The organism is Pseudomonas sp. Irchel s3h14, from assembly GCF_900187425.1.
Lineage (GTDB): Bacteria > Pseudomonadota > Gammaproteobacteria > Pseudomonadales > Pseudomonadaceae > Aquipseudomonas.
The window spans coordinates 122,381-147,550 of the sequence record NZ_FYDJ01000008.1; the positions used below are offsets into that span (position 1 = coordinate 122,381).

Below are 25,170 nucleotides of genomic sequence, written 5' to 3' on the forward strand. Positions count from 1 at the left end.
CTGCCAGACCCACGGCTCCTACCGTCGGGATCTGACCAGTTCGTGCGTGGGCTCTCGGTTTTTGCTGCCTGTCATGGCTTGAGATCAATGATGCCTCCACGTCCCCGGACGGGACGGCGATTCATTGAAAACACTTAGAGAAAGAGAAAAGGGAGCGTCATGCGCCATACCTTGGTTTTATCCGCATTGCTGGGCACCGGCCTGTTGGCCGCCACTTCCATCAGCCAGGCCGCCAACAACAGCCTGGTGTTCTGCTCCGAAGGCAGCCCGGCGGGCTTCGACACCGCGCAGTACACGACCGCGACCGACAATGACGCCGCCGAGCCGTTGTACAACCGACTGGCAGAGTTCGAAAAAGGCGCCACCAACGTCGTACCTGGCCTGGCCACTCGCTGGGATATTTCAGAAGACGGCCTCAAGTACACTTTTCACCTGCGCGAAGGGGTGAAATTTCACACAACCAAATACTTCACGCCGACTCGTGATTTCAACGCCGATGACGTGCTGTTCACGTTCAATCGCATGCTCGATCCGCAGCAACCATTCCGTAAGGCTTATCCGACCGAGTTCCCGTATTTCAATGGGATGAGCCTGAACAAGAACATCGCCAAGGTCGAGAAGACCGGGCCGCTGACCGTGGTCATGACGCTCAACAGCGTGGACGCCGCGTTCATCCAGAACATCGCCATGAGCTTCGCCGCCATCCTGTCCGCCGAATACGCCGACAAACTGCTGGCCGAAGGCAAGCCGAGCGACATCAACCAGAAGCCGATCGGCACCGGGCCGTTCGTGTTCAAGAGCTACCAGAAAGATTCCAACATCCGTTACACCGGCAACCAGCAGTACTGGGACCCGAGCCGGGTCAAGCTTGAAAACCTGATTTTCGCCATCAACACCGATGCCTCGGTGCGCGTGCAGAAGCTCAAGGCCAACGAGTGCCAGATCACCCTGCACCCACGCCCTGCCGACGTGACCGCACTGAAGAACGACCCGACACTCAAGCTCATCGAAAAGCCCGGTTTCAACCTTGGCTACATCGCCTACAACGTGCGCCACAAGCCTTTCGACCAGCTCGAAGTGCGCCAGGCGCTGGACATGGCGGTGAACAAGCAAGGCATTCTCAACGCGGTGTACCAAGGCGCCGGGCAACTTGCGCAAAACGCCATGCCACCGACCCAATGGTCCTACGACGAGACCATCAAAGACGCCGCCTACAACCCGGAAAAAGCCAAGGAATTGCTCAAGGCTGCCGGCGTGAAGGAAGGCACCGAAATTACGCTGTGGGCGATGCCCGTTCAGCGCCCTTACAACCCTAACGCCAAGTTGATGGCCGAGATGCTCCAGGCGGACTGGGCAAAAATCGGTCTCAACGTGAAGATCGTCAGCTACGAATGGGGCGAGTACATCAAGCGCACCAAGAATGGCGAGCACGACGTCAGCCTGATCGGCTGGACCGGTGACAACGGGGACCCGGACAACTGGCTCGGCACGCTTTACAGCTGCGACGCCATTGGCGGCAACAACTACTCCATGTGGTGTGATCCGGCTTACGACAAGCTGATCAAGCAGGCCAAAGTCGTTACCGACCGCGACCAGCGCACCGTGCTCTACAAACAGGCGCAGCAGTACCTCAAGCAGCAGGTGCCGATTACGCCAGTCGCCCACTCGACGGTTAACCAGCCGTTGAGCGCCAAAATCGAAGGATTCAAGGTGAGTCCTTTCGGTCGTAACGTGTTCTCGGGCGTCAGCATAGAAAAATAACCGATTAGCCAAAAACGCTGGGGGCGCATTGCGCCCTCACGCAAGCGTATTGCCGTAATTCGTCAATCCGGCCTACAGCAAACGTTTGCGATGCCTTGTATATGTTCGAAACCAAATAGCCGGATCACCAAAAAAGACCGGCATTAAAAAAAAAGAAAGAAAGGAGCTTCACCCCATGAAACTGAGTAGCACCGCGTTATTGGCCTTGGCCATCAGCAGCGTAACCGCCTCGGCGTACGCAGAAACCCAAAGCCAGGCGTACACCCCGGTTACCGTGAAACAGAAAAGTGCTCAGAGTGAAGCCACTGGCTTTGTCGAAGGCCAATCGATCACAGGGAGCACGCGTAACTGGTATGCCAACGAGCAACTGAAACGTGGCGCCAAGTTCAGCTACCAAAAAAACGGTTCACCGACCCCAACTGATCGTCGTATCAACTGGGTCCAGGGCACCATCATCAAGTACAACTCGGGTTTCACTGAAGGCACTGTTGGTTTCAGCACCGAAGTAGCTGCCTACAATGCTATTGCCCTGGACCGTGATCGCAAAGACCTGGCGTCCGCAAACGGCGGTGCTCCAGAGCCAGGTCGTGGTGGCCGCGGCAACAACCGTACGCTGACCGAAAATGGCGGCGACGCAGTAGACCAGTGGAGCAAACTGGGCCTGGCCAACGTCAAGGCCCGAGTCTCCAACACCACCCTGACCGCCGGCCGCCAGAACTTCAGCAGCCCACAGGTCGACGTCATCGGTAACCGTCCTCTGCCGTCGAGTTTCGAAGGTGTGAGCCTGCACAGCGAAGAGCTGGAAAACCTGTCCTTTGACATCGGTACCTTCGACCGCAACTCTCCTCGTACGGAACAAAGCCAGCGCAAGTTCCGCTCCGAATACGGTAACGGCGAGGCCGAAGCCGACCACATCTACACTGCGGGTCTCACTTACCAGCCATTCGCCAGCCTGACCACCAGCCTCTGGGGCACTCAGGCTGAAGACCTGTGGGACCAGTACTACTTCGGCGCCAGCCACGTGCTGGGTGACAGTTCGGTACTGAGCCTGACCACCGGCCTGAACTACTACAAAACAGTCGACTCGGGTTCGGCCAAACTGGGTGAAATCGATAACGACACTTACTCCCTGTCGCTTGGCCTGACCCACCAGGCCCACAGCCTGACCTTCTCGTACCAGGAAGTGAACGGTAACGAATACTTCGACTACCTGCACGAAACCAACGGCATCTACCTGGCCAACTCCCTGCTGTCGGACTTCAACGGCCCGAACGAGAAGTCCTTCCAGATCGCCTACGGTCTGAACATGGCCGAATACGGCGTGCCAGGCCTGAAATTCAACATCTACCAGGCTCGCGGCTGGGGTATCGACGGTACTCACTACAACGGCAACAAAGGCGTGGCCGACAAAGGTTACGACGGCATCCAGATTCAAGATGGCGAACACCATTACGAATACGGCATCGGTGCCTCGTACGCCGTGCAGAGCGGCCCACTCAAGGCCACCGCTATCCGCGCGACCTACACCGCTCACCGCGCCAGTGAAAACCAGGCTGATGGCAGCATCAACGAGTTCCGTCTCGTGACCACCATCCCGTTCAACATTCTGTAAAAACGCACGCCTGCGGCTGACTCATGACGAGTCGGCCGTTTGGTTTTCTTCAGTTCAACCGATTGCAGAGGGTTCTTTGATGAAAATGCTTCCCCTACGTGCGGCCATCGCGGCCGCGTTGCTGAGTGTCGCTGTTGGCGTCTCGGCCAAACCCCTGGTGGTCTGCACCGAAGCCAGTCCGGAAGGCTTCGATATGGTCCAGTACACAACTGCAGTCACAGCCGATGCGGTGGCCGAAACCATCTTCAATCGTCTGGCGGACTTCAAGCCCGGCACCACTGAAGTGATTCCGGCACTGGCCGATTCCTGGGACATCAGCGAAGACGGTCTGACCTACACGTTCCACCTGCGCAAAGGCGTCAAGTTCCACACCACTGAATACTTCAAGCCGACCCGCGACATGAACGCCGACGACGTGGTCTGGAGCTTCCAGCGTCAGCTGGACCCGAATCACCCGTGGCACAAACTGTCGAGCGTGGGCTTCCCGTACTTTGAAAGCATGGGCTTCAAGGAACTGCTCAAAAGTGTCAAGAAGATCGACGACAACACGGTCACCTTCACCCTGACCCGCCGCGAAGCGCCGTTCCTGGCCGACATCGCCATGGCCTTCTCCTCGATCTACTCCGCCGAGTATGCCGACCAGCTGCTCAAGGCCAACAAGACCGGCGACCTGAACAGCAAGCCTGTCGGTACCGGCCCGTTTGTTTTCCAGCGTTACAACAAAGACGCTCAAGTCCGCTTCAAGGCCAACCCGGATTACTTCCGTGGCAAGCCACCGGCTGATTCGCTGATCCTGGCCATCGCCACCGACAACAACGTGCGCCTGCAAAAACTGAAAGCCAACGAGTGCCAGATTGCGCTGTATCCCAAGCCAGATGACATCCCGAGCATCAAGAAAGACGCCAAACTGAGTGTCGATGAACTGAACGCGATGACCGTCTCGTACATCGCCATGAACACCTCGCACAAGTACATGAGCGATGTGCGCGTACGTAAAGCCATCGATATCGCCTTCGACAAGGCCGCATACGTCAACGCGCTGTTCGGCAAAGGCAATGCGACCGTGGCGGTCAATCCGTACCCGGACACCCTGCTGGGCTACAACCACGACCTGAAGAATCCGCCGCGTGATCTGGACAAGGCTCGCGCCTTGCTCAAGGAAGCCGGCGTACCGGAAGGCACTACGTTTACCCTGTTCACCCGTAACGGCGGCGGTCCAACCAACCCGAACCCGATGCTCGGCGCACAGATGATGCAGGCTGACCTGGCCAAGGTCGGGATCACGATCGATATTCGCGTCATGGAATGGGGCGAAATGCTCAAGCGCGCGAAAAACGGCGAGCACGACATGGTTTCTGCCGGATGGGCGGGCGATAACGGCGACCCGGATAACTTCCTGACGCCTATGCTCAGTTGCGAGGCCGCCAAAAACGGCGAAAACTACGCACGTTGGTGCAACGAGAAGTTCCAGACGCTGATCGATGAAGCCAGGGCTAAAGTTAACCCGGCGGAACGCGCAGCGCTCTATGAGCAAGCCCAGGAGATTTTCAATCAGGACCAGCCATGGATCAGCATGGCGCACACCCGTATGTTCACCGCGATGCGTAACAACGTAGAGGGCTATCACATTAGCCCGCTCACCACTAATAACTTCGCCACCACCCAGGTGAAGTAGATAAGAAACTACCGGCATTCCTGACCCAGGAATGCCGGGCACGCCTAACCGGCTGATGAGGTACACCACAAGATGTTTAGTTTTATTGCCCGCCGATTGGGGTTATTGATCCCCACGTTCTTCGGCATCACCTTGCTGACTTTCGCGTTGATTCGCATGATTCCAGGCGACCCCGTGGAAGTAATGATGGGCGAACGTCGAGTCGACCCCGAAATGCATGCTCAGGCAATGGAGCGCCTGGGGCTGAACAAACCTCTGTATGCCCAATACCTGGATTACGTTGGCAAACTGGCCCACGGCGACCTTGGTGAATCCCTGCGTACCCGTGAAAGCGTCTGGACCGAGTTCAGTTCTCTATTCCCCGCGACCCTGGAACTGTCCATGGCCGCCCTGCTGTTCGCCGGCATCCTGGGCCTGCTGGCCGGGGTGATCGCGGCACTCAAGCGAGGATCCCTGTTCGACCATGGGGTGATGGGCATCTCCCTGGCGGGATACTCGATGCCGATCTTCTGGTGGGGCCTGATCCTGATCATGTTCTTCTCGGTGTCCCTGGGCTGGACCCCGGTGTCCGGGCGGATCGATCTGCTCTATGACATCGAGCCGCGCACCGGTTTCATGCTCATCGACACGCTGCTGGCCGATGACGTCGGTGCGTTCTTCGATGCCCTGCATCACCTGATCCTGCCGGCCATTGTGCTCGGCACCATTCCGCTGGCGGTGATCGCGCGGATGACCCGTTCTTCGATGCTCGAAGTACTGCGTGAAGACTACATCCGTACCGCCCGCGCCAAAGGCCTGTCGCCGTCGCGCGTGGTATTCGTTCACGGCCTGCGTAACGCGCTGATTCCGGTACTGACCGTGGTTGGCCTGCAAGTCGGCACATTGCTGGCCGGTGCGGTCCTGACCGAAACCATCTTCTCCTGGCCCGGCATCGGCAAATGGCTGATCGAAGCCATTGGCGCACGGGACTATCCCGTGGTGCAAAACGGCATCCTGTTAATCGCCTGCCTGGTGATTCTGGTCAACTTCGTGGTGGACATCCTCTACGGCTTTGCCAACCCACGCATTCGTCACCAGCGCTGAGATCATTATGACCATGACCACTTCAATTCCAGCGGTAGCAGTCGATCAAAGCCTGCTGTATCCGTCTCCATACAAAGAATTCTGGCAAGCGTTCTCCAAGAACAAAGGCGCCGTCGCCGGCCTGATGTTCATGCTGCTGGTGATTTTCTGCGCCCTGTTCGCCCCTTGGGTGGCACCGCATAACCCGAGCGAGCAGTACCGCGACTTCCTGCTGACCCCACCGTCCTGGCTGGAAGGTGGGCAAATCCAGTTCCTGCTCGGCACCGATGAACTGGGTCGCGACCTGCTGTCGCGGCTGATCCACGGTTCGCGCCTGTCCCTGCTGATCGGCTTGTCGTCGGTGGTGATGTCGCTGATTCCGGGCATCCTTTTGGGTCTGTTCGCCGGGTTCTTCCCGCGCTTGCTCGGCCCGACCATCATGCGACTGATGGACATCATGCTGGCCCTGCCGTCCCTGCTGCTGGCAGTGGCGATTGTCGCCATCCTCGGCCCTGGCCTGATCAACACCATTATTGCCATCGCCGTGGTTTCGTTGCCGTCCTATGTTCGTCTGACCCGCGCCGCGGTGATGGGCGAACTGAACCGCGACTACGTGACCGCCGCGCGCCTGGCCGGTGCCAATCTGCCACGCCTGATGTTCGTCACCGTGCTGCCTAACTGCATGGCGCCGCTGATCGTTCAGGCCACCTTGAGTTTCTCCTCGGCGATCCTCGATGCCGCCGCACTGGGCTTCCTCGGCCTTGGCGTACAACCGCCAACTCCTGAGTGGGGCACCATGCTGGCTTCGGCTCGCGATTACATCGAACGCGCCTGGTGGGTCGTCAGTCTGCCTGGTTTGACCATTTTGCTCAGCGTGCTGGCAATCAACTTGATGGGCGACGGCCTGCGCGATGCGCTGGACCCGAAACTCAAGAACGCCGCCTGAGGAGATTCAAATGTCACTGTTAGAAATCAAGAATCTCAACGTTCGCTTCGGCGACAAGAACGCCGTTCCGGTGGTCGACGGTCTCGACATTACCGTGGACAAGGGCGAAGTGCTGGCCATCGTTGGCGAATCGGGTTCCGGCAAGTCCGTGACCATGATGGCGCTGATGGGTCTGATCGAACACCCGGGGATCGTCACCGCCGACGCCCTGAATTTCGACGGCAAGAACATGCTCAAGCTGAGCAACCGTCAGCGTCGGCAGATTGTCGGCAAAGACCTGGCCATGGTCTTCCAGGACCCGATGACCGCGCTGAACCCGAGCTACACCGTCGGTTTCCAGATCGAAGAAGTGCTGCGCCTGCACCTGAAAATGTCCGGCAAGCAAGCGCGCGCACGCGCCATCGAACTGCTGGAAAAAGTTGAAATCCCGGGCGCCGCCAGCCGTATGAATGCTTACCCGCATCAACTGTCCGGCGGCATGAGCCAGCGTGTTGCGATCGCCATGGCGATTGCCGGCGAACCGAAACTGCTGATCGCCGACGAACCGACCACGGCACTGGACGTAACGATTCAGGCGCAGATCATGGACCTGCTGTTGGCCCTGCAGAAAGAGCAGAACATGGGCCTGGTGCTGATCACTCACGACCTCGCGGTCGTGGCCGAAACCGCTCAGCGCGTGTGCGTGATGTACGCCGGCCAAGCGGTCGAAGTGGGTCAGGTGCCTCAGCTGTTCGACATTCCGGCGCACCCGTACAGCGAAGCGCTGCTCAAGGCGATTCCGGAACACAGCCTGGGCGCCACCCGCCTGGCCACGCTGCCGGGCATTGTTCCCGGTCGCTACGACCGTCCGCAAGGCTGCCTGTTGTCGCCGCGCTGCCCCTACGTGCAGGACAACTGCCGTACCCAGCGTCCAACCCTTGACCCGAAAAGCAACAGCCTCGCCCGCTGCTTCTACCCGCTGAATCAGGAGGTGGCGTAATGGCCGTCGTACTTACCGCCCGCGACCTGACCCGTCACTACGAAGTGTCCCGCGGCCTGTTCAAGGGCCATGCGACCGTACGTGCGCTTAACGGTGTGTCGTTCGAACTGGAAGCCGGCAAGACCCTCGCTGTCGTCGGCGAATCGGGCTGCGGCAAATCCACCCTGGCCCGTGCCCTGACGCTGATCGAAGAGCCATCCTCCGGCTCCTTGAAAATCGCCGGGCAGGAAGTCACCGGTGCCGACAAGGCTCAGCGCAAGCAACTGCGCAAAGACGTGCAGATGGTGTTCCAGAGCCCTTACGCGTCGTTGAACCCACGGCAAAAAGTCGGTGATCAGCTCGGCGAGCCGCTGCTGATCAACACCAACCTTTCCGCCGCCGAACGTCGCGAGAAAGTCCAGGCGATGATGAAGCAGGTGGGCTTGCGTCCCGAGCACTACCAGCGTTATCCGCACATGTTCTCCGGCGGTCAGCGCCAGCGGATCGCCCTGGCCCGCGCGATGATGTTGCAGCCTAAAGTGCTGGTCGCGGATGAACCGACCTCGGCGCTGGACGTGTCCATTCAGGCGCAGGTGCTGAACCTGTTCATGGATTTGCAGCAAGAGTTCAACACCGCTTACGTATTCATCTCCCACAACCTCGCGGTGGTGCAACACGTCGCCGATGACGTGATGGTGATGTACCTCGGTCGCCCGGTGGAAATGGGGCCGAAGAACGACATCTACGAGCGTCCTCTGCACCCGTACACCCAGGCGCTGCTGTCGGCCACCCCGACCATTCACCCGGACCCGAACAAGCCGAAAATCAAGATCGTCGGCGAATTGCCCAACCCGCTGAACCCGCCGTCCGGCTGCGCGTTCCACAAGCGCTGCCCGTACGCGACCGAGCGCTGCAGCACGGAAGAACCGCTCCTGCGCCTGGTCGACACCCGCCAAGTGGCTTGCCACTACGCCGAGCAGTTTCTCGACGGCGCGGCATAAAAAAACGCGCCTGTGTCACTGAGGCGCGCTTTTTCAGAGTTAACCGAACCTCTTCTTCCCGGGCTGCGCATCAGACCGGGAGGAGGGGTTTTCTTTTGTCAGTGATTTAAGCCCCTTCTGCCTCATCGCTGTCCGGTTCGTCGGTGGTCGAGTCGTCATCGTCCGCGCTGCCGCCCTGCCCCTGATCACCGGGCTCCGATTCGGATTTGGCGATCATCAACTCACCATGCCCGACCTGCCCGCTCGAAGCTTGGGTTTCGTGATCCTCGCACTCGGCCCAGACCGCTGAACTGCCGAGGGCCAGCATTACCAATACTTTCAACATCAATAAAACGCGTAGCAACCTGTTCATAGCCGATTCCATCCATTTGTAGGTGAAACTGCGGTGCCTCTCTGGCGCTGAATAGAATCTAGTTCCGATTGATTCGATTCTCCAGATAGGACGCTAACGAATGGACGGAATGCCCTTGGTGGGGAGATTGGTTTTGAATAACGTCTATAACCGGATCAACTAAGTGAAGCAGGCTCGCCGCGCGCTGAAGGAAGTACCCTTTGCTGCACTGGCAAACGAGTCGCTTGATAAATCAACGGTATAGCCAAGACCGCCAGAGCCGCGCTGGCGAGCCAGACGCTATGCCCACCGAAATGACCATAGAGCTGGCCTCCAAGCGCAGGCGAAAGCAGGGCACTTGCACTCCAGCACATGAAAAAAAGACCAAAGTAATGCCCACTTTTTCCTCCTTGCGCATGCTGCATGACCAGCACGTTCAGGGGCTGCATGAAAAGAGCTTCGCCAAGCGTCCAAATCACGGTCGACAGGCAGACATAAAGCACCCCGGAACCCAAGGGCAACATCCCGAGCCCGCAGGCCAAGAACAGGCTCCCTGCCAGCAGTTGCCGACGCGCGCCCCATTGCTCACTCCAATGAGATAACGGTATTTGCAGCACCACCACCAGCACCGCATTGAGTGCAAATTGCCACCCAATGACTTCAGTGCTCAACCGGTAGTACTCGAGCAAATAGTTGCCCAGCATGCTGTAGACCGGGTCAAAGGCCAGGCCGAGCACGACAGAAGCCGCTAACAACCACAGGAATGGTTTATCTCGATACGGTACGCATGAACCTGAAGCAATTTCAGGCACCACATCCGGTATCAGAACCGGCCGATGAAATGTCGTCCGGACAAACCACAACAACGCCAACAGCGTCATGGCCGCACTGACAAAAAACACCCAGCGAAAATCAGTCTGCGCCAGGACCCCACCCACCACCCCGGCGACCGCCATACCCAGGTTTCTGGCAACACGACTCAATGACTGCGCACGAGCACGCTGCGCAACCTGGCAATACTCCATGATCAATCGCTGATGAAGGGTACGAATCGCCCCATCCAGTACACCGCTGAACAGCAGCAACCCAGCCAGCAAAGGCACGTCAGTAACGAGCCCCAACAAAACCAATACCCATGCCGAGACAAAAAACAATGCGGCAGTGAGCCGTGCCGTGGAGAAATGATCACTGAGCAGTCCGCCGACCATTGACCCGATCAGCAAACCGGCCCCGTATCCGGATAACAACCAGCCAACGGTTTCAATCGCTAGCCCCAGTTCCTGGCGCAGGTACAACGCCATGAACAGCTTGACCATGGTGCTCAAGCGATTGATGAACAACAGCGCCGCCAGCACCCAGGCCATTACGCAGAAGTAGCCGTCCAGCCGCAGCAGGTGAGTGAGCCGACTGGTCATTCCATTGATCCCTTGTGCTCCTGCTCGTGGAAAGTGCTGCTTGTGAAGTGTCCCCTGAACGTTAGACGTCAATGATTTCGTTGTCGCGGGTAAAAGTCCCTAGAACAGAAAAACAGAGACAAGCTACGAAATCAGGAAAAAAGACCTACAGAAAAACCTTACTCAGCAATCGATGCGAGCTCGCTCAATGAGCAAAAAAAAGCCCACTGTTGTTCACAGTGGGCTTTTGGCTTTCGCAACTCAACGCTTAGTGATGCTCACGCGTAGCACGGAATTTCACGTCCGGCCAACGCTCTTCCATCAGCGCCAGGTTGACCCGCGTCGGGGCCAGGTAGGTCAGGTGACCGCCGCCGTCGATGGCGAGGTTTTCCACAGCCTTGATCTGGAATTCTTCGAGCTTCTTCTTATCGCTGCAATCGATCCAGCGCGCGGAATAAACGGTAATCGACTCATAGGAGCACTCGACCTTGTATTCCTCTTTCAAACGGCTGGCGACCACATCGAACTGCAGCACACCGACGGCGCCGAGAATGATGTCGTTGCTGCGCGTCGGGAAGAACACTTGGGTCGCGCCCTCTTCCGCCAATTGCTGCAAGCCCTGACGCAGTTGCTTGGATTTCAGCGGATCACGCAGGCGCACGCGACGGAACAGTTCCGGGGCAAAGTGCGGGATACCGGTGAAGCCCAGGACTTCGCCTTCGGTGAAAGTGTCGCCGATCTGGATGGTGCCGTGGTTGTGCAGGCCGATGATGTCGCCGGCAAACGCTTCTTCCAGTTGCTCACGCTCGGAGGAGAAGAAGGTCAGCGCATCGCCGATCCGCACGTCCTTGCCGGTGCGCACGTGGCGCATCTTCATGCCTTTTTCGTACTTGCCGGAGCAGATACGCATGAAGGCGATACGGTCGCGGTGTTTCGGGTCCATGTTCGCCTGGATCTTGAACACGAAGCCGGCGAATTTCTCTTCAACCGGCTCCACGGTGCGCTCGTTGGCGACACGGGCCAGCGGTTTCGGCGCCCAGTTGACCACGGCGTCGAGCACGTGATCGACACCGAAGTTGCCCAGTGCGGTACCGAAAAACACCGGCGTCAGTTGGCCGTCGAGGAATTCCTGTTGATTGAATTCGTGACAGGCGCCCTGCACCAGTTCCAGCTGATCGACGAAGCGATCGTACTCATCGCCCAAGTGCGCGCGGGCTTCATCGGAGTCGAGTTTCTCGATGATTTTCACATCGGTGCGCTCGTGGCCGTGGCCAGCTGTGTACACGATGATGTAGTCGTCGGCGAGGTGATAAACGCCCTTGAAATCGCGGTAGCAACCGATCGGCCAGGTGATCGGCGCTGCCTTGATCTTCAGGACCGCTTCGATTTCGTCGAGCAGTTCGATCGGGTCGCGGATGTCACGGTCGAGTTTGTTGATGAAGCTGACGATCGGCGTGTCACGCAGACGGCAGACGTCCATCAGCGCGATGGTGCGTGGCTCTACACCCTTACCGCCATCGAGGACCATCAAGGCCGAGTCCACCGCCGTCAGGGTGCGGTAGGTATCTTCGGAGAAGTCTTCGTGGCCCGGGGTGTCGAGCAGGTTGATCATGTGATCGCGATACGGGAATTGCATGACCGACGTGGTAATGGAAATACCCCGTTGTTTTTCCATTTCCATCCAGTCGGAGGTGGCATGGCGGTCGGACTTGCGAGATTTCACCGTGCCAGCAATCGCAATCGCCTTGCCCATCAGCAAGAGCTTCTCGGTGATGGTGGTTTTACCGGCATCGGGGTGGGAAATAATGGCGAAAGTGCGGCGTTTCGCGACTTCGGCGGCCTGTTTGGTCATGGGAAATCGCCTGGCAGGTGATTCAAAAAAGGGCGGCGAGTATAGCGCAAACCGAGCGTCACGGACCACCGTTCGCCCGTAGCAGCTGTCGAGCCTGCGAGGCTGCGTCCGGCGGCGCAGCCGTCGTAAAACCAGACTGTGCGGTGTATCTGGCAGACCGCGCGTCCCGACTCAACGACGACTTCGTCGCCGAACGCAGCCTCGCAGGCTCGGCAGCTGCTACATGGGCAAAACGAGATGCGGGGTGGCTAATTGCTGCTAATTATGGAACCTTTTAAAAGGTGCAGACGTCCACTCCCCTGTTACAGCACTCGTACCAGGGGCTGAAAAATCAGCAAGTTGGCCTGACGAGGCTGCGCTTATGGCTCGATCTCATGCGGTTTTATCAGCATGAAGAGCTGCTTCTCGCGAACGTTGATAATCCCGGCAGCCAGGAATGGCATTGCCACTCGGGACTGCGTTCGCCGACAAAGAAAAGGAGTCTGCCTGTGGCTATTCGCTATGGCAAAGGGCTGATAGGAGGTGCGGTTGTCGTCGCCCTTCTGGCCCTGCTGGTCCACTGGATTGGCATCAACACGATCGAACATTACCGCGACGATTTGTTGTTTTACCTGCAAGCCCATTTGATTCTCGTCCTCGCTTCCATGCTGGCCGCCCTCGTTGTGGGCATACCCGCCGGTATCTTTCTCAGCCGCCCGACCATGGTGGGCCGCGCTGAACGCTTCATGCAGATCTTCAACATCGGCAACACCGTGCCGCCTCTTGCCGTACTGGCCATCGCCCTGGGTATTCTCGGCATCGGCAGCGGCCCCGCGATTTTCGCCCTGTTCCTCGCCTCGCTGTTGCCGATCGTGCGCAACACCTATGAAGGCCTGAAAAACGTTCAGGGTTCGCTCAAGGAAGCGGCCGTCGGCATCGGCATGACACCGGCTCAGGTGCTGTGGCGGGTCGAACTGCCGAACGCCGTGCCGATCATCATCGGTGGCGTGCGCGTCGCGCTGGCGATCAACGTCGGTACCGCACCGCTGGCGTTCCTGATCGGCGCCAACAGTCTGGGCAGCCTGATTTTCCCCGGCATCGCCCTGAACAATCAGCCGCAACTGCTGCTCGGCGCGGCCTGCACCGCCCTGCTGGCCTTGCTGCTCGACGGTCTGGTGACACTCGCCAGCCGCCTCTGGCTCGAACGCGGCCTCCGCCCGTCTTAAGCCTCGGCAAAGGAATTTTTATGAAGACATTAAGCTTTTTAACAGGCTGCGTTCTGCTGTTCGCAGGATTTGCCCAAGCCGCTGAAAAACCGGTGATCCGCATCGGCGCCCGGGTGTTCACCGAACAAACCCTGTTGGCGGAAATCACCTCCCAATACCTGCGCACCAAGGGTTACGACACCCAAGTGACCGGCGGCCTGGGCAGCAACCTGGCCCGCAGCGCCCACGAAAGTGGTCAGCTGGATTTGATGTGGGAATACACCGGTGTGTCGCTGGTGGCTTACAACCATGTCACCGACAAGCTCGACAGCGCTCAGTCCTACGCCAAGGTGAAAGAACTCGACGCGAAAAAAGGCCTGATCTGGCTCACCCCGTCGAAATTCAGCAACACCTACGCCCTGGCCCTGCCGGAAAACACCGCGAAGGCGTATCCGCAGATCAACACCATCAGCGAGCTGAACACGGTGATGCAGGCTGAGGCGAAGACCAATCACCTCGTCGCCCTGGACACCGAGTTCGCCAACCGCTCCGACGGTCTGGACGGCATGGTCGACCTCTACGGCATGAACCTGACCCGCAAAAACATTCGCCAGATGGACGCCGGGCTGGTCTACACCGCCCTGCGCAATGGTCAGGTGTTTGCCGGTCTGGTCTACACCATGGACGGTCGCTTGAACGCCTTCAAGCTGAAACTGCTGGAAGACGACAAACATTACTTCCCGGACTACACCGCTGCGCCAGTGGTGCGTCAGGTTTACCTCGACGCCCATCCGAAACTCGCCGAAGAACTCAAGCCGCTGGCCGAACTGTTCGACGACGCGACCATGCGCCAGCTCAATGCGCGGGTCGATGTCGATCACGAAAGCCCTTCATCCGTTGCCGCCGATTTCCTGCGCCAGCACCCCATCAAATAAGGAGGAAAAGACATGGAATTTCTGAACGCCTTTTCCCATCTCGACTGGCCGCTGGTCCTGCAACTGACCGGACAGCACATCACCCTGGTCGGCATTGCTGTGACGCTGGCGATTCTGGTCGGCGTGCCGCTGGGCATCCTGATGACGCGCTTCCCGACCCTCGCCGGCCCGTTGCAAGCCAGCGCCACGGTGCTGCTGACCGTGCCGTCGATTGCCCTGTTCGGCCTGCTGCTGCCGTTCTACTCCAAATTCGGTCAGGGCCTGGGCCCGATGCCGGCGATCACGGCGGTGTTTTTGTACTCGCTGCTGCCGATCATGCGTAACACCTACCTCGCCCTGACCGGCGTCGATCCAGGCATTCGCGAAGCCGCCCGCGGCATCGGCATGACCTTCGGCCAGCGCCTGCGCATGGTCGAACTGCCGATCGCGGTGCCAGTGATCCTCGCCGGTGTGCGCACCGCCGTGGTCATGAACATTGGTGTCATGACCATCGCCGCCACCATCGGCGCCGGCGGCCTCGGTGTACTCATTCTCGCTTCAATCAGCCGCAGCGACATGTCGATGCTGATCGTCGGCGCCGTGCTGGTCAGTCTCCTGGCCATCTTCGCCGACCTGCTTCTGCAATGGCTGCAACGCACGCTGACTCCAAAAGGACTCCTGAAATGATCGAACTTCAAAACCTCAGCAAGACCTTCCAAAGCAACGGCAAAGATGTGAAAGCCGTGGACTCGGTAAGCCTGACCGTCAATGAAGGCGAGATCTGTGTGTTCCTCGGGCCATCGGGCTGCGGCAAAAGCACCACGCTGAAAATGATCAATCGCCTGATCAAGCCGACCTCCGGCAAGATCCTGATCAACGGCGAAGACACCACCGACCTCGACGCCGTGACCCTGCGCCGCAACATCGGTTATGTGATCCAGCAGATCGGTCTGTTCCCGAACATGACCATCGAGGAGAACATCACCATCGTTCCGCGCCTGCTGGGCTGGGACAAACAGAAATGCCACGATCGCGCCCGCGAATTGATGAGCATGATCAAGCTTGAGCCCAAGCAGTACCTGAATCGCTACCCGCGTGAATTGTCCGGTGGCCAGCAGCAGCGGATCGGCGTGATTCGTGCCTTGGCAGCGGATGCGCCGCTGTTGTTGATGGACGAACCGTTCGGCGCGGTCGACCCGATCAACCGCGAGATGATCCAGAACGAGTTCTTCGAAATGCAACGCGCGCTGAACAAGACCGTGATCATGGTCAGCCACGACATCGACGAAGCCATCAAGCTGGGCGACAAGATCGCAATCTTCCGCGCTGGCAAACTGCTGCAGATCGATCACCCGGACACGCTGCTGGCGCACCCGGCGGATGACTTTGTCAGCAACTTCGTCGGCCAGGACAGCACCCTCAAGCGCCTGTTGCTGGTGAAAGCCGAAGACGCGGCGGACAACGCGCCGTCGGTGAGCCCGGAAACGCCAGTGGCTGAAGCCCTGGAGTTGATGGACGAACTGGACCGTCGCTACGTGGTGGTCACTTGCGCCGACAATAAAGCACTGGGCTACGTACGACGTCGCGACCTGCACCGTCAGACCGGCACCTGCGCGCAATACCTGCGCGAGTTCAACGCCACTGCGGTGTACGACGAGCATTTGCGCATCCTGCTGTCGCGCATGTACGAGTTCAACCGCTCGTGGTTGCCGGTGATGGATGCGGAGCGAGTGTTCCTTGGGGAGGTAACACAGGAATCGATTGCCGAGTACCTGAGCTCCGGCAAGTCCCGTGGCGGCAAGACCAGCATTGTTTCTCCAGCTGAAACTGCGCTGGCCTGATCTGACGCCATCGCGAGCAAGCCCGCTCCCACATTTGATCGGCGTTGTCTGGATGAACGCGGATTAATGTGGGAGCGGGCTTGCTCGCGAAGGGGGGTACCACAATTCCCGCCTGACACACCTCAAATATCCCTGCTCAGGGAACATCACACTGTCATGCAGGTCGGTTACATCAGTAGCTGTCCGGGACCGCACGACGGATGTGTGTAAAAACGCGACATTTTTTGTTGATCTCAAGCCCCTCACGCCCTAAAGTTCGCGCCGAACGTCCATGCTGGAAACGATCCATCCGGCTCAAGTACTGACGACGAGACAGCAAGGCCAAGGGAAAGCACCGCTTCCCATGGCCTTTTTGCTTTCGGCGACATGCCTTGGGAAGTAGGCGAACCAAAGTGGGGATACGGAGGACGTTCATTTGCACCCATTGATTAATCTAGTTTGCCAGTAGGAGTTCCCAGCATGTCGATCAACGTCGAAGACTATTTCGCGCGCGATACCTTCAACAAAATGAAGGCCTTCGCCGACAAACAAGAAACCCCGTTCGTGGTGATCGACACCGCGATGATCAGCCAGGCCTATGACGACCTGCGCGCCGGTTTCGAATTCGCCAAGGTCTACTACGCGGTCAAGGCCAACCCGGCCGTCGAAATCATCGACCTGCTCAAAGAGAAAGGCTCGAACTTCGACATCGCTTCGATCTACGAGCTCGATAAAGTAATGAACCAGGGCGTCGGCCCGGATCGCATCAGCTACGGCAACACCATCAAGAAATCCAAGGACATTCGCTACTTCTACGAGAAGGGCGTGCGTCTGTATGCCACCGACTCCGAAGCCGACCTGCGCAACATCGCCAAGGCTGCACCGGGTTCGAAAGTCTACGTGCGCATCCTCACCGAAGGCTCGACCACTGCTGACTGGCCTCTGTCGCGCAAATTCGGCTGCCAGACCGACATGGCCATGGACCTGCTGATCCTCGCTCGCGACCTGGGCCTGGTGCCGTACGGCATCTCGTTCCACGTCGGCTCGCAACAGCGCGACATCAGCGTCTGGGACGCGGCGATCGCCAAGGTCAAAGTGATCTTCGAGCGTCTGAAAGAAGAAGACGGCATCGTCCTCAAGCTGATCAACATGGGCGGTGGCTTCCCGGCCAACTACATCACCCGCACCAACAGCCTGGAAACTTACGCCGAAGAAATCATCCGTTTCCTCAAGGAAGACTTCGGTGACGACCTGCCGGAAATCATCCTGGAACCAGGCCGCTCGTTGATTGCCAACGCCGGCATCCTGGTCAGTGAAGTGGTGCTGGTCGCCCGTAAATCCCGTACCGCGGTAGAGCGATGGGTGTACACGGATGTGGGCAAATTCTCCGGCCTGATCGAAACCATGGACGAAGCCATCAAGTTCCCGATCTGGACCGAGAAGAAAGGCGAGATGGAAGAAGTGGTCATCGCCGGCCCAACCTGCGATAGCGCCGACATCATGTACGAAAACTACAAGTACGGCCTGCCGCTGAACCTGGCGATTGGTGATCGTTTGTACTGGTTGTCGACCGGTGCGTACACCACCAGCTACAGCGCCGTTGAGTTCAATGGCTTCCCGCCGCTGAAATCGTTCTACGTGTAAGCGCTACGTGGAGAAATGAAAAAGCCCATGACGTGTCATGGGCTTTTTTTTGTCTGAACTTTCTACCGCGAAAAGCAGTTGATCGTTTCCACGCTCTGAGTCGTAACGATCACACTGACGGCTTATCCTATTCAACTCTAGTGGCGGGGCAACGGTAATGGATCATCAGTGCTCAAACTGTCTGCCCACGCCTGCACAATTTCATGGTCAATCACCCTTCCAGCATCAACGTCCGCCAAAGCCTCATGAGTAAGTCGACTTTGCTCTGCGCCCAGTTGCATTGTCTTTTGACGGTACTCAATCGCCAAGGCGCGAATTCGCAGATCGGTTGCGCTCATCAGCGCCTTGCTCGCCACCCGCAAGAAATTCAGGTTCCCCCCGGCCAGTGCTTTGTGCAGCCAACGTAGCGCTTCATCGATCTTGCCTTCATCCGCCAGCACGGCGGCGTAACTGAACTGCCCGCGAAAATCCCCGCCGAGCGCCGAGCGTCGATACCAGTCACGCGCAGCTTGCGGATCTGCCGGACACACTCGCCCGTCTTCCAGATAACGCCCCAGCAGGTTCATTGATTTCGCATGGCCCAGCTCAGCCGCCTGGCGATACAGGTTAAGTGCTTGCAACTGATCCTCAGTCACTCCGCGCCCGGTGGCCAACAGGTTGGCGTAGTTGTACATCGCCCAATCCAGACCACTTTCAGCTGCAACGCGATAATGCGCGGCGGCAACTGACACATCGGCAATACAACCCCAGCCATGCTCATGGCAACGACCGAGCATGTTGCGCGCCATCAAGTGCCCTCCCCCGGCGGCAATCTCAAACCAGCGCACGGCCAGCGGCTGATCCTGCTCGATGCCCTGCCCATCCAGCAGAATCTGCCCGAGCAAGGCCTGAGCATCCAGCACGCCTTCGCGGGCAGCGATCAGAATCGCCTGGGCGGCACGTGCCGGGCTTTCATCGAGCATGGCTTTGAGCTGATCACCGTCGAGGATTTCCTCGCGGCGCAGTTGATAACTCATACCTCGACCCAGCGACGCAACAGGTTGTGATAAGTGCCGGTGAGGCGAATCAGCGAAGGGTGGTCGGGCATGTCCTGGGTCAGCTGCTGGATCGCTCCGTCCATCTCGAACAACAAGGCGCGCTGGCTGTCTTCGCGCACGAGGCTTTGGGTCCAGAAGAACGAGGCGTAGCGAGTGCCGCGCGTCACGGCGTTGACCTTGTGCAGGCTGGTGCCGGGGTACAGAACCATGTCGCCGGCCGGCAACTTCACCCGTTGGGTGCCGTAGGTGTCCTGGATTTCCAGTTCGCCGCCGTCGTAATCCTCAGGTTCACTGAAGAACAGCGTTGCCGAGAGGTCGGTGCGCACCCGCTCGATGCTGCCCTTGGGCTGGCGCACGGCGTTGTCGATGTGAAAGTCGAAACTGCCGCCGGCCGTGTAGCAGTTCAGTAACGGAGGAAAGACCTTGTGTGGCAACGCGGCTGACATGAACAGCGGATTTTTCCACAGCCGTTCCAGCATCGCCGCGCCGACTTCCTTGGCCAGCGGATGACCTTCCGGCAGCTGCAGATTGTGCTTGGCTTTGGCCGACTGGTAGCCGGCGGTGATCTTGCCGTCCGCCCAATCTGCCTGCTCCAGGGCCTCGCGGATGCGCTGCACTTCTTCTTTCGCGAACACGCCGGGAATGTGCAGCAGCATGGGGATGACACCTGAAGACAAAGAGGCGGCAATGGTATTGATTCTTATTGCCTGTGTAAAACCCCCACGACGAACGAGACGCCAAAAACCGTAAGGGTAAATTGTAAAGAATGTAAATTTGTCGCGAATAGTAACGTTTCGCAATTGATACAAATACCTGTTTACCCTATATTCCGCGGCCTCAAATCCTTGGGGAGGGGAATTCTCATGTCACGCCAACAATTACAATTACCGGTCAGTTCACCGCGTTTGCTCGCGTCTGCAATTGGCGTGGCGATCACTGCCAGCTCTGCGGGCCATATGGCTTTCGCGGCTGAACAGACCGAGGAAAAAGCACCTAGCAATGTGATTTCGCTGGGCGCTACCGCTATCAACGGCGAAGCTCAGGATGAGACCTCCTACAAGACCGATACCTCGGCCAACAAGAAGTACACCGCGCCACTGCGTGAGACGCCGAAAAGCGTCACCGTGATTCCGCAACAAGTGATTCGCGACACGGGCGCCACCAGTCTGGTCGACGCGCTACGCACCACCCCGGGCATCACCTTCGGTGCCGGTGAAGGTGGCAACCCGGCCGGCGATCGTCCGATCATTCGCGGCTTCAACGCCGAAAGCGACACGTTCGTCGACGGCATGCGCGATCCGGCGTCCCAGAGCCGCGAGATCTTCAACGTAGAATCGATCGAAGTCAGCAAGGGCCCGGGCTCAGCCTTCACCGGCGCCGGTTCCACCGGGGGCAGCCTGAACCTGGTGAGCAAGACCGCCAAGCTCGGCAATGCCTACAACGGCGGCTTCACCTGGGGCTCGGACCAGACCAAGCGCACCACCCTCGACCTGAACCAGCAGATGACCGACACCTCGGCCTTCCGTCTGAACCTGATGAAGCACGAAGCCAACGTCGCCGGCCGTGATACCGTGGACGTCAGCCGCTGGGGCGTGGCGCCATCCTTCGCCTTCGGCCTGGGCACCGATACCCGCTTGACCGTCGGTTACTACCACGTCGAAACCGACGACATGCCCGACTACGGCATCCCGTTGACCTTGAGCCCCAACCGCAGCAAGTACAACGTCGATAAACCTGTGAATGTCGATCGCGACAACTTCTACGGCCTCACCGGTCGCGACTTTCGCGAGACCACCAATGACAGCGGCACCATCAAGATCGAACACGATCTGAATGATGACCTGACCGTCTCGAACAGCTTCCGCATGTCGCGCTCCACGCTCGATTACATCGTCACCAACCCGGACGACAGCAAGGGCAACGCGGCGCTTGGCAGCGTGTATCGCGGCGCGAAAAGCCGTAACTCGACGTCCAGCGGCTGGATCAACCAGACCGACCTGAGTGCCAAGTTCAACACCGGCGCCATCGAGCACAGCCTGGTCACCGGCCTTGAGTTTTCCTATCAAGACACCCACAACCGCCCGTACATCCTGACCTCGACCGCCAGCGGGACCCGGTGCAACCGCGCCCTGTTCAACTCCGGCGACTGCACCAGCCTGCAGAATCCGACGCCTGGGGATAACTGGAACGGCTCGATCACCGACAGCGCCGCGTTCACCGACACCGACACCAAAACCGCTGCGGCCTACGTGTTCGACACGCTGAAGTTCAATGAGCAATGGTCTCTGAACCTGGGCTTGCGTTATGACAACTACGAGGTCGAATCCAGCGGCTTCGCCAACGCTAGCAGCACAGCTCCAGCGGGCAGTTTCTCCCGTCAGAACACCAGCGACCTGGTGAACTACCAGATCGGCGTGGTCTACAACGTGTTGCCTAACGGCAGCATTTACGCGGCCTACTCCACCTCCAGCAACCCGTCCGGTGAAACCAGCGGCAACGGTGGCCTGGAACTGGCGGCGAACAACAGTGACCTGGACCCGGAAAAGAATCGCAACTACGAGATCGGTACCAAGTGGGACTTCTTCGGTGACGATCTGTCGCTGACCGCCGCGCTGTTCCGTACCGAGAAAACCAACGCGCGGATCAACGATCCTGACGGCGGCACCACTCAAGTGCTGGACGGCGAACAGCAGGTCAATGGCCTGGAACTGAGCTACGCCGGCAAACTGACCCGTAACTGGAGGGTCTTCGGCGGCTACACCTACATGGAAAGCGAAGTGGTCAAAACCACCCTCGCCGCCGATGAAGGCAACCACATGCCAAGTACTCCACGGAACAACTTCACGTTCTGGTCGACCTACGACCTGGTACCAGACAAGTTGACCGTCGGCGCCGGCGCCACCTTCGTCGACTCGCAGTTCGGCAACGTCGCCAACTCGGTGGAGATCCCGTCCTACTGGCGCTACGACGCCATGGCCAGCTACGCCCTGACCAAGAACGTCGACCTGCAACTCAACGTACAGAACCTGACCGACAAGCGTTACTTCGACCAGATACTGCAGAACCACTACGCCCACGTGGCGGCGGGTCGTACCGCCCTGCTGAGCGCCAACTTCCACTTCTGACTGTAGGAGCACAGCTTGCTCGCGATGACGGTGTGTCAGCCGACATCATTGGTGAATGTGCCGCTGTCATCGCGAGCAAGCTTTGCTCCTACAGGGATTGCGGTGGACATCAAGGCCTGGCCCCGTTCATTGAATTGAACGGGGCTTTTGTGCGTAAGAAAGAATGTTTCTCGACAACCCACGGCATAATGCGCGCCGTGATCATTATTTTCGAACGAACAAGGCGAGCAACGTGTTGAAGAAAACCCTGTTCCAGTTGCACTGGTTTTTCGGCATCAGCGCCGGACTGGTCCTGGCCCTGATGGGCATCACCGGGGCGACGGTATCGTTTCAGGATGAAATCCTGCGCGCGCTGAACCCTTCTGTGTTGCAGGTCGAGAAGCAGGTCGCCGGCGTCCTGCCTCCCGCCGAACTGGTGGAAAAAATCGAGGGCGCCTCGGGCAAGAAAGTCTCGATGCTCTGGGTCGAGACCGACAGCGGTAACGCCGCACGCGTGATCTTTACTCCGCCACCGGGCGAGCGCCGTGGGCAGATGCGCTACTTCGACCCGTACACCGCCGAGTTCATGGGCGACGCCACCGGCCAGGATTTCTTCGGCCTGATGCTGCAACTGCACCGCTTCCTCGCCATGGGCGATAGCGGTCGGCAGATCACCGGCGCGTGTACGCTGATTCTGGTGTTCTTCTGCCTGTCCGGTCTTTACCTGCGCTGGCCGCGTCAATGGAAAAGCTGGCGCGCCTGGCTGACCCTTGACTGGAAGAAAAAAGGCCGCAGCTTCAACTGGGATTTGCACTCCGTCGCCGGTACCTGGTGCCTGGTGTTTTACCTCCTGGCAGCGCTCACCGGGTTGTCCTGGTCCTATGAGTGGTACAACAAGGGCCTGACCCGATTGCTTTCCGACTCACCGCAGAACGAGCGCGTCCGCAGCGGTCGCGGCCCTGCGCCAAGCGGCCCGGCGCCCACCGCCGATTACGCCGCGATGTGGAGCAGCATCTACAGCGCCGCCGGCCCGGCACTGAGTGCCTACAACATCCGCATGCCGCCCGTGGCCGGGCAGCCGACCACCGTGTTCTACCTGTTGAACACCTCACCTCACGACCGCGCGCTGAACCGGATCACGCTGGACCCGGCGACCGGCATCGTCGCGCGGCATGATCGCTACAGCGACAAGAGCCTCAAGGCGCAGTTGCTGACCAGCATCTACGCGCTGCACGTCGGCAGCTATTTCGGCATTGTCGGGCGGATCATCCTGACGATCAGCGCGCTGACGATGCCGCTGTTTTTCGTCACTGGCTGGTTGTTGTACCTCGATCGTCGACGCAAGAAAAAGCAAATCAAGGATGCCCGCAAAGGCCTCGCACAACCGGGTAGCGACGCGCCTGCGTGGTTGATCGGCTTCGCCAGCCAGAGCGGCTTTGCCGAGCAATTGGCGTGGCAGACCGCCGGGCAATTGCAGGCTGCTGGCCTGCCGGTGAAGGTTCAGCCGCTGGCGGACGTCAGCGAACAAGACTTGCGTGATTCCAGCAATGCATTGTTCGTGGTCAGCACCTTCGGCGACGGTGAAGCACCGGACAGCGCCCGGGGGTTTGAGCGCAAAGTGCTGGCCCGGACGTTGAGCCTGGAAAGCCTGAACTACGCCGTGCTTGGGCTTGGCGATCGACAGTATCAGCACTTTTGCGGCTTCGCTCGACGCTTGCACACATGGCTGGGCGAGCGCGGCGGCAAGACCCTGTTCGCCCCGGTGGAGGTCGACAGCGGCGACCCTTACGCCTTGCGTCACTGGCAGCAGCAACTGGGTCTGCTGACCGGACAGGCGCCCGTGGACACCTGGCAAGCGCCAAGCTATGACAACTGGAACCTGACCCGCCGTGAGTTGCTCAACCCTGACAGCAGCGGTTCGGGCGTTTACCTGCTCGGCCTCACCGCCCCCACCACCAGCAGCTGGCTGGCCGGTGACCTGGTGGAAGTGTTGCCGCGCAATTGTCCGTGGGCGATCGAACATTTCCTCGATGGCCTGGGCATTGACGGTCGGGCCACGGTTGCGCTCGCTGGCCTGTCGCAACCGCTGGAGCAAGCCCTCGCCAGTCGACAACTGCCGGAAAACAGAGCTCACCTGGTCGGCCTGCATGCCCAGGCGCTGGTGGATGCGCTGGTGCCCCTGGCAATGCGCGAATACTCCATCGCCTCGATCGCCGCCGATGGCGTACTCGAACTGATCGTGCGTCAGGAACGGCATCCTGACGGCAGCCTGGGCGTCGGCTCCGGCTGGTTGACCGAGCATGCCCCTGTGGGCGGCACCATCAGCCTGCGCGTACGACGCAACAGCGGTTTCCACCTGCCGGTCGAACCGGCACCGATGATCCTGCTGGGCAACGGCACCGGCCTGGCCGGGCTGCGCAGCTTGCTCAAGGCGCGGATCGCCGATGGGCAGCAGCGTCATTGGTTGTTGTTCGGCGAACGCAATCGCGAGCATGACTATCTGTGTCGCGATGAGCTGGAAGAATGGTTGATTTCGGGGGATCTGGAGCGGCTGGACCTGGCGTTTTCCCGAGACCAGGCCGAGAAGATTTATGTGCAGGATCGACTGCGCGAGTCGGCGGACGAGCTGAAAAAATGGCTGGCCGAGGGTGCGGTCATTTACATCTGCGGCAGCTTGCAAGGGATGGCTTCAGGCGTGGATCACGTGCTCAACGAAATACTCGGAATTGCAGAGGTCGACCGCTTGATAGAGCAAGGCCGATATCGGCGTGACGTCTACTGAACCACCATGCCTGATCGTTCCCACGCTCTGCGTGGGAATGCCTCAACGGACGCTCCGCGTTCGGCTCTGGATGGGACGCGGAGCGTCCCGGGC

Annotated in this window: 19 protein-coding genes; 14 read left to right on the forward strand and 5 right to left on the reverse strand. The window is 59.1% G+C overall.

Annotated features, from left to right (window positions below; genetic code table 11):
* Positions 1-159 precede the first annotated feature (159 nt).
* From CKW16_RS17540 to CKW16_RS17570, 7 genes are all read left to right on the forward strand, one after another.
* Positions 160-1,761, forward strand: a complete 1,602-nt coding sequence (locus tag CKW16_RS17540) for an ABC transporter substrate-binding protein (RefSeq protein ID WP_095129470.1) — start codon at positions 160-162, stop codon at positions 1,759-1,761.
* 175 nt (positions 1,762-1,936) lie between these two features.
* Positions 1,937-3,373, forward strand: a complete 1,437-nt coding sequence (locus tag CKW16_RS17545; protein ID WP_095129471.1) for an OprD family porin — start codon at positions 1,937-1,939, stop codon at positions 3,371-3,373.
* Between the two features lie 79 nt (positions 3,374-3,452).
* The gene (locus CKW16_RS17550) at positions 3,453-5,048 is read left to right on the forward strand and encodes an ABC transporter substrate-binding protein (RefSeq protein ID WP_095129472.1); all 1,596 of its coding nucleotides are present in this window, start codon (positions 3,453-3,455) and stop codon (positions 5,046-5,048) included.
* A gap of 72 nt (positions 5,049-5,120) precedes the next feature.
* Complete coding sequence (locus CKW16_RS17555; RefSeq protein ID WP_095129473.1) at positions 5,121-6,131, forward strand: ABC transporter permease subunit; 1,011 nt, start codon at positions 5,121-5,123, stop codon at positions 6,129-6,131.
* 13 nt (positions 6,132-6,144) lie between these two features.
* A complete protein-coding gene (locus tag CKW16_RS17560; RefSeq protein ID WP_095129563.1) occupies positions 6,145-7,056 on the forward strand; it encodes an ABC transporter permease subunit in 912 nt (303 codons plus the stop codon).
* Positions 7,057-7,066: 10 nt separating this feature from the next.
* Positions 7,067-8,035 (forward strand): ABC transporter ATP-binding protein, encoded by a 969-nt coding sequence (locus CKW16_RS17565; RefSeq protein ID WP_095129474.1) that lies wholly within the window; start codon positions 7,067-7,069, stop codon positions 8,033-8,035.
* Entirely contained in the window at positions 8,035-9,015 is a 981-nt protein-coding gene (locus tag CKW16_RS17570; RefSeq protein WP_095129475.1) for a peptide ABC transporter ATP-binding protein, read from the forward strand. Before CKW16_RS17565 ends, CKW16_RS17570 begins: the two co-directional genes overlap by 1 nt.
* A gap of 106 nt (positions 9,016-9,121) precedes the next feature.
* Here CKW16_RS17570 and CKW16_RS17575 read toward each other — a convergent pair whose 3' ends face one another.
* From CKW16_RS17575 to CKW16_RS17585, 3 genes are all read right to left on the reverse strand, one after another.
* On the reverse strand, positions 9,122-9,367 hold the full coding sequence (locus CKW16_RS17575) for a hypothetical protein (RefSeq protein ID WP_095129476.1): 246 nt from the start codon (positions 9,365-9,367) through the stop codon (positions 9,122-9,124).
* A 155-nt stretch (positions 9,368-9,522) separates the two neighbouring features.
* Positions 9,523-10,761, reverse strand: a complete 1,239-nt coding sequence (locus tag CKW16_RS17580) for an MFS transporter (RefSeq protein WP_095129477.1) — start codon at positions 10,759-10,761, stop codon at positions 9,523-9,525.
* Between the two features lie 247 nt (positions 10,762-11,008).
* Positions 11,009-12,592, reverse strand: coding sequence for a peptide chain release factor 3 (locus CKW16_RS17585; RefSeq protein WP_095129478.1), 1,584 nt, complete (start codon positions 12,590-12,592; stop codon positions 11,009-11,011).
* Between the two features lie 488 nt (positions 12,593-13,080).
* Here CKW16_RS17585 and CKW16_RS17590 point away from each other — a divergent pair, with 488 nt between their 5' ends.
* From CKW16_RS17590 to CKW16_RS17610, 5 genes are all read left to right on the forward strand, one after another.
* Positions 13,081-13,797 (forward strand): ABC transporter permease, encoded by a 717-nt coding sequence (locus CKW16_RS17590; protein ID WP_095129479.1) that lies wholly within the window; start codon positions 13,081-13,083, stop codon positions 13,795-13,797.
* Between the two features lie 20 nt (positions 13,798-13,817).
* A complete protein-coding gene (locus CKW16_RS17595; RefSeq protein WP_095129480.1) occupies positions 13,818-14,711 on the forward strand; it encodes a glycine betaine ABC transporter substrate-binding protein in 894 nt (297 codons plus the stop codon).
* A gap of 12 nt (positions 14,712-14,723) precedes the next feature.
* Positions 14,724-15,377, forward strand: coding sequence for an ABC transporter permease (locus CKW16_RS17600; RefSeq protein WP_008148960.1), 654 nt, complete (start codon positions 14,724-14,726; stop codon positions 15,375-15,377).
* Positions 15,374-16,531 (forward strand): betaine/proline/choline family ABC transporter ATP-binding protein, encoded by a 1,158-nt coding sequence (locus CKW16_RS17605; protein ID WP_095129481.1) that lies wholly within the window; start codon positions 15,374-15,376, stop codon positions 16,529-16,531. Before CKW16_RS17600 ends, CKW16_RS17605 begins: the two co-directional genes overlap by 4 nt.
* Positions 16,532-16,990: 459 nt before the next feature.
* Positions 16,991-18,154: a type III PLP-dependent enzyme gene (locus tag CKW16_RS17610; protein ID WP_076028674.1), complete on the forward strand. Its 1,164-nt coding sequence runs from the start codon at positions 16,991-16,993 to the stop codon at positions 18,152-18,154.
* Between the two features lie 137 nt (positions 18,155-18,291).
* Here CKW16_RS17610 and CKW16_RS17615 read toward each other — a convergent pair whose 3' ends face one another.
* Both CKW16_RS17615 and CKW16_RS17620 read right to left on the reverse strand, forming a co-directional pair.
* On the reverse strand, positions 18,292-19,170 hold the full coding sequence (locus tag CKW16_RS17615; protein WP_095129482.1) for a tetratricopeptide repeat protein: 879 nt from the start codon (positions 19,168-19,170) through the stop codon (positions 18,292-18,294).
* Positions 19,167-19,847 (reverse strand): Fe2+-dependent dioxygenase, encoded by a 681-nt coding sequence (locus CKW16_RS17620; protein WP_095129483.1) that lies wholly within the window; start codon positions 19,845-19,847, stop codon positions 19,167-19,169. The genes CKW16_RS17615 and CKW16_RS17620 overlap by 4 nt, the downstream gene beginning before the upstream one ends.
* 207 nt (positions 19,848-20,054) lie before the next feature.
* Between CKW16_RS17620 and CKW16_RS17625 the strand changes: the two genes are divergently transcribed.
* Positions 20,055-22,316, forward strand: a complete 2,262-nt coding sequence (locus tag CKW16_RS17625; RefSeq protein WP_095129484.1) for a TonB-dependent siderophore receptor — start codon at positions 20,055-20,057, stop codon at positions 22,314-22,316.
* A 232-nt stretch (positions 22,317-22,548) separates the two neighbouring features.
* Positions 22,549-25,077 carry a sulfite reductase flavoprotein subunit alpha gene (locus CKW16_RS17630; protein WP_095129564.1) on the forward strand — a complete coding sequence of 843 codons (2,529 nt, stop codon included), beginning with the start codon at positions 22,549-22,551 and terminating at the stop codon, positions 25,075-25,077.
* Positions 25,078-25,170: the final 93 nt, after the last annotated feature.

What these genes read in the sequence shown, in the direction of transcription:
- CKW16_RS17570 (WP_095129475.1), top strand. Translation starts at nt 8,035, where the DNA reads ATGGCCGTCGTACTTACCGCCCGCGACCTGACCCGTCACTACGAAGTG.
- CKW16_RS17605 (WP_095129481.1), top strand. Translation starts at nt 15,374, where the DNA reads ATGATCGAACTTCAAAACCTCAGCAAGACCTTCCAAAGCAACGGCAAA.
- CKW16_RS17600 (WP_008148960.1), top strand. Translation starts at nt 14,724, where the DNA reads ATGGAATTTCTGAACGCCTTTTCCCATCTCGACTGGCCGCTGGTCCTG.
- CKW16_RS17555 (WP_095129473.1), top strand. Translation starts at nt 5,121, where the DNA reads ATGTTTAGTTTTATTGCCCGCCGATTGGGGTTATTGATCCCCACGTTC.
- CKW16_RS17560 (WP_095129563.1), top strand. Translation starts at nt 6,145, where the DNA reads ATGACCACTTCAATTCCAGCGGTAGCAGTCGATCAAAGCCTGCTGTAT.
- CKW16_RS17585 (WP_095129478.1), bottom strand. Translation starts at nt 12,592, where the DNA reads ATGACCAAACAGGCCGCCGAAGTCGCGAAACGCCGCACTTTCGCCATT.
- CKW16_RS17575 (WP_095129476.1), bottom strand. Translation starts at nt 9,367, where the DNA reads ATGAACAGGTTGCTACGCGTTTTATTGATGTTGAAAGTATTGGTAATG.
- CKW16_RS17565 (WP_095129474.1), top strand. Translation starts at nt 7,067, where the DNA reads ATGTCACTGTTAGAAATCAAGAATCTCAACGTTCGCTTCGGCGACAAG.
- CKW16_RS17580 (WP_095129477.1), bottom strand. Translation starts at nt 10,761, where the DNA reads ATGACCAGTCGGCTCACTCACCTGCTGCGGCTGGACGGCTACTTCTGC.
- CKW16_RS17615 (WP_095129482.1), bottom strand. Translation starts at nt 19,170, where the DNA reads ATGAGTTATCAACTGCGCCGCGAGGAAATCCTCGACGGTGATCAGCTC.
- CKW16_RS17625 (WP_095129484.1), top strand. Translation starts at nt 20,055, where the DNA reads ATGTCACGCCAACAATTACAATTACCGGTCAGTTCACCGCGTTTGCTC.
- CKW16_RS17620 (WP_095129483.1), bottom strand. Translation starts at nt 19,847, where the DNA reads ATGCTGCTGCACATTCCCGGCGTGTTCGCGAAAGAAGAAGTGCAGCGC.
- CKW16_RS17540 (WP_095129470.1), top strand. Translation starts at nt 160, where the DNA reads ATGCGCCATACCTTGGTTTTATCCGCATTGCTGGGCACCGGCCTGTTG.
- CKW16_RS17545 (WP_095129471.1), top strand. Translation starts at nt 1,937, where the DNA reads ATGAAACTGAGTAGCACCGCGTTATTGGCCTTGGCCATCAGCAGCGTA.
- CKW16_RS17610 (WP_076028674.1), top strand. Translation starts at nt 16,991, where the DNA reads ATGTCGATCAACGTCGAAGACTATTTCGCGCGCGATACCTTCAACAAA.
- CKW16_RS17550 (WP_095129472.1), top strand. Translation starts at nt 3,453, where the DNA reads ATGAAAATGCTTCCCCTACGTGCGGCCATCGCGGCCGCGTTGCTGAGT.
- CKW16_RS17595 (WP_095129480.1), top strand. Translation starts at nt 13,818, where the DNA reads ATGAAGACATTAAGCTTTTTAACAGGCTGCGTTCTGCTGTTCGCAGGA.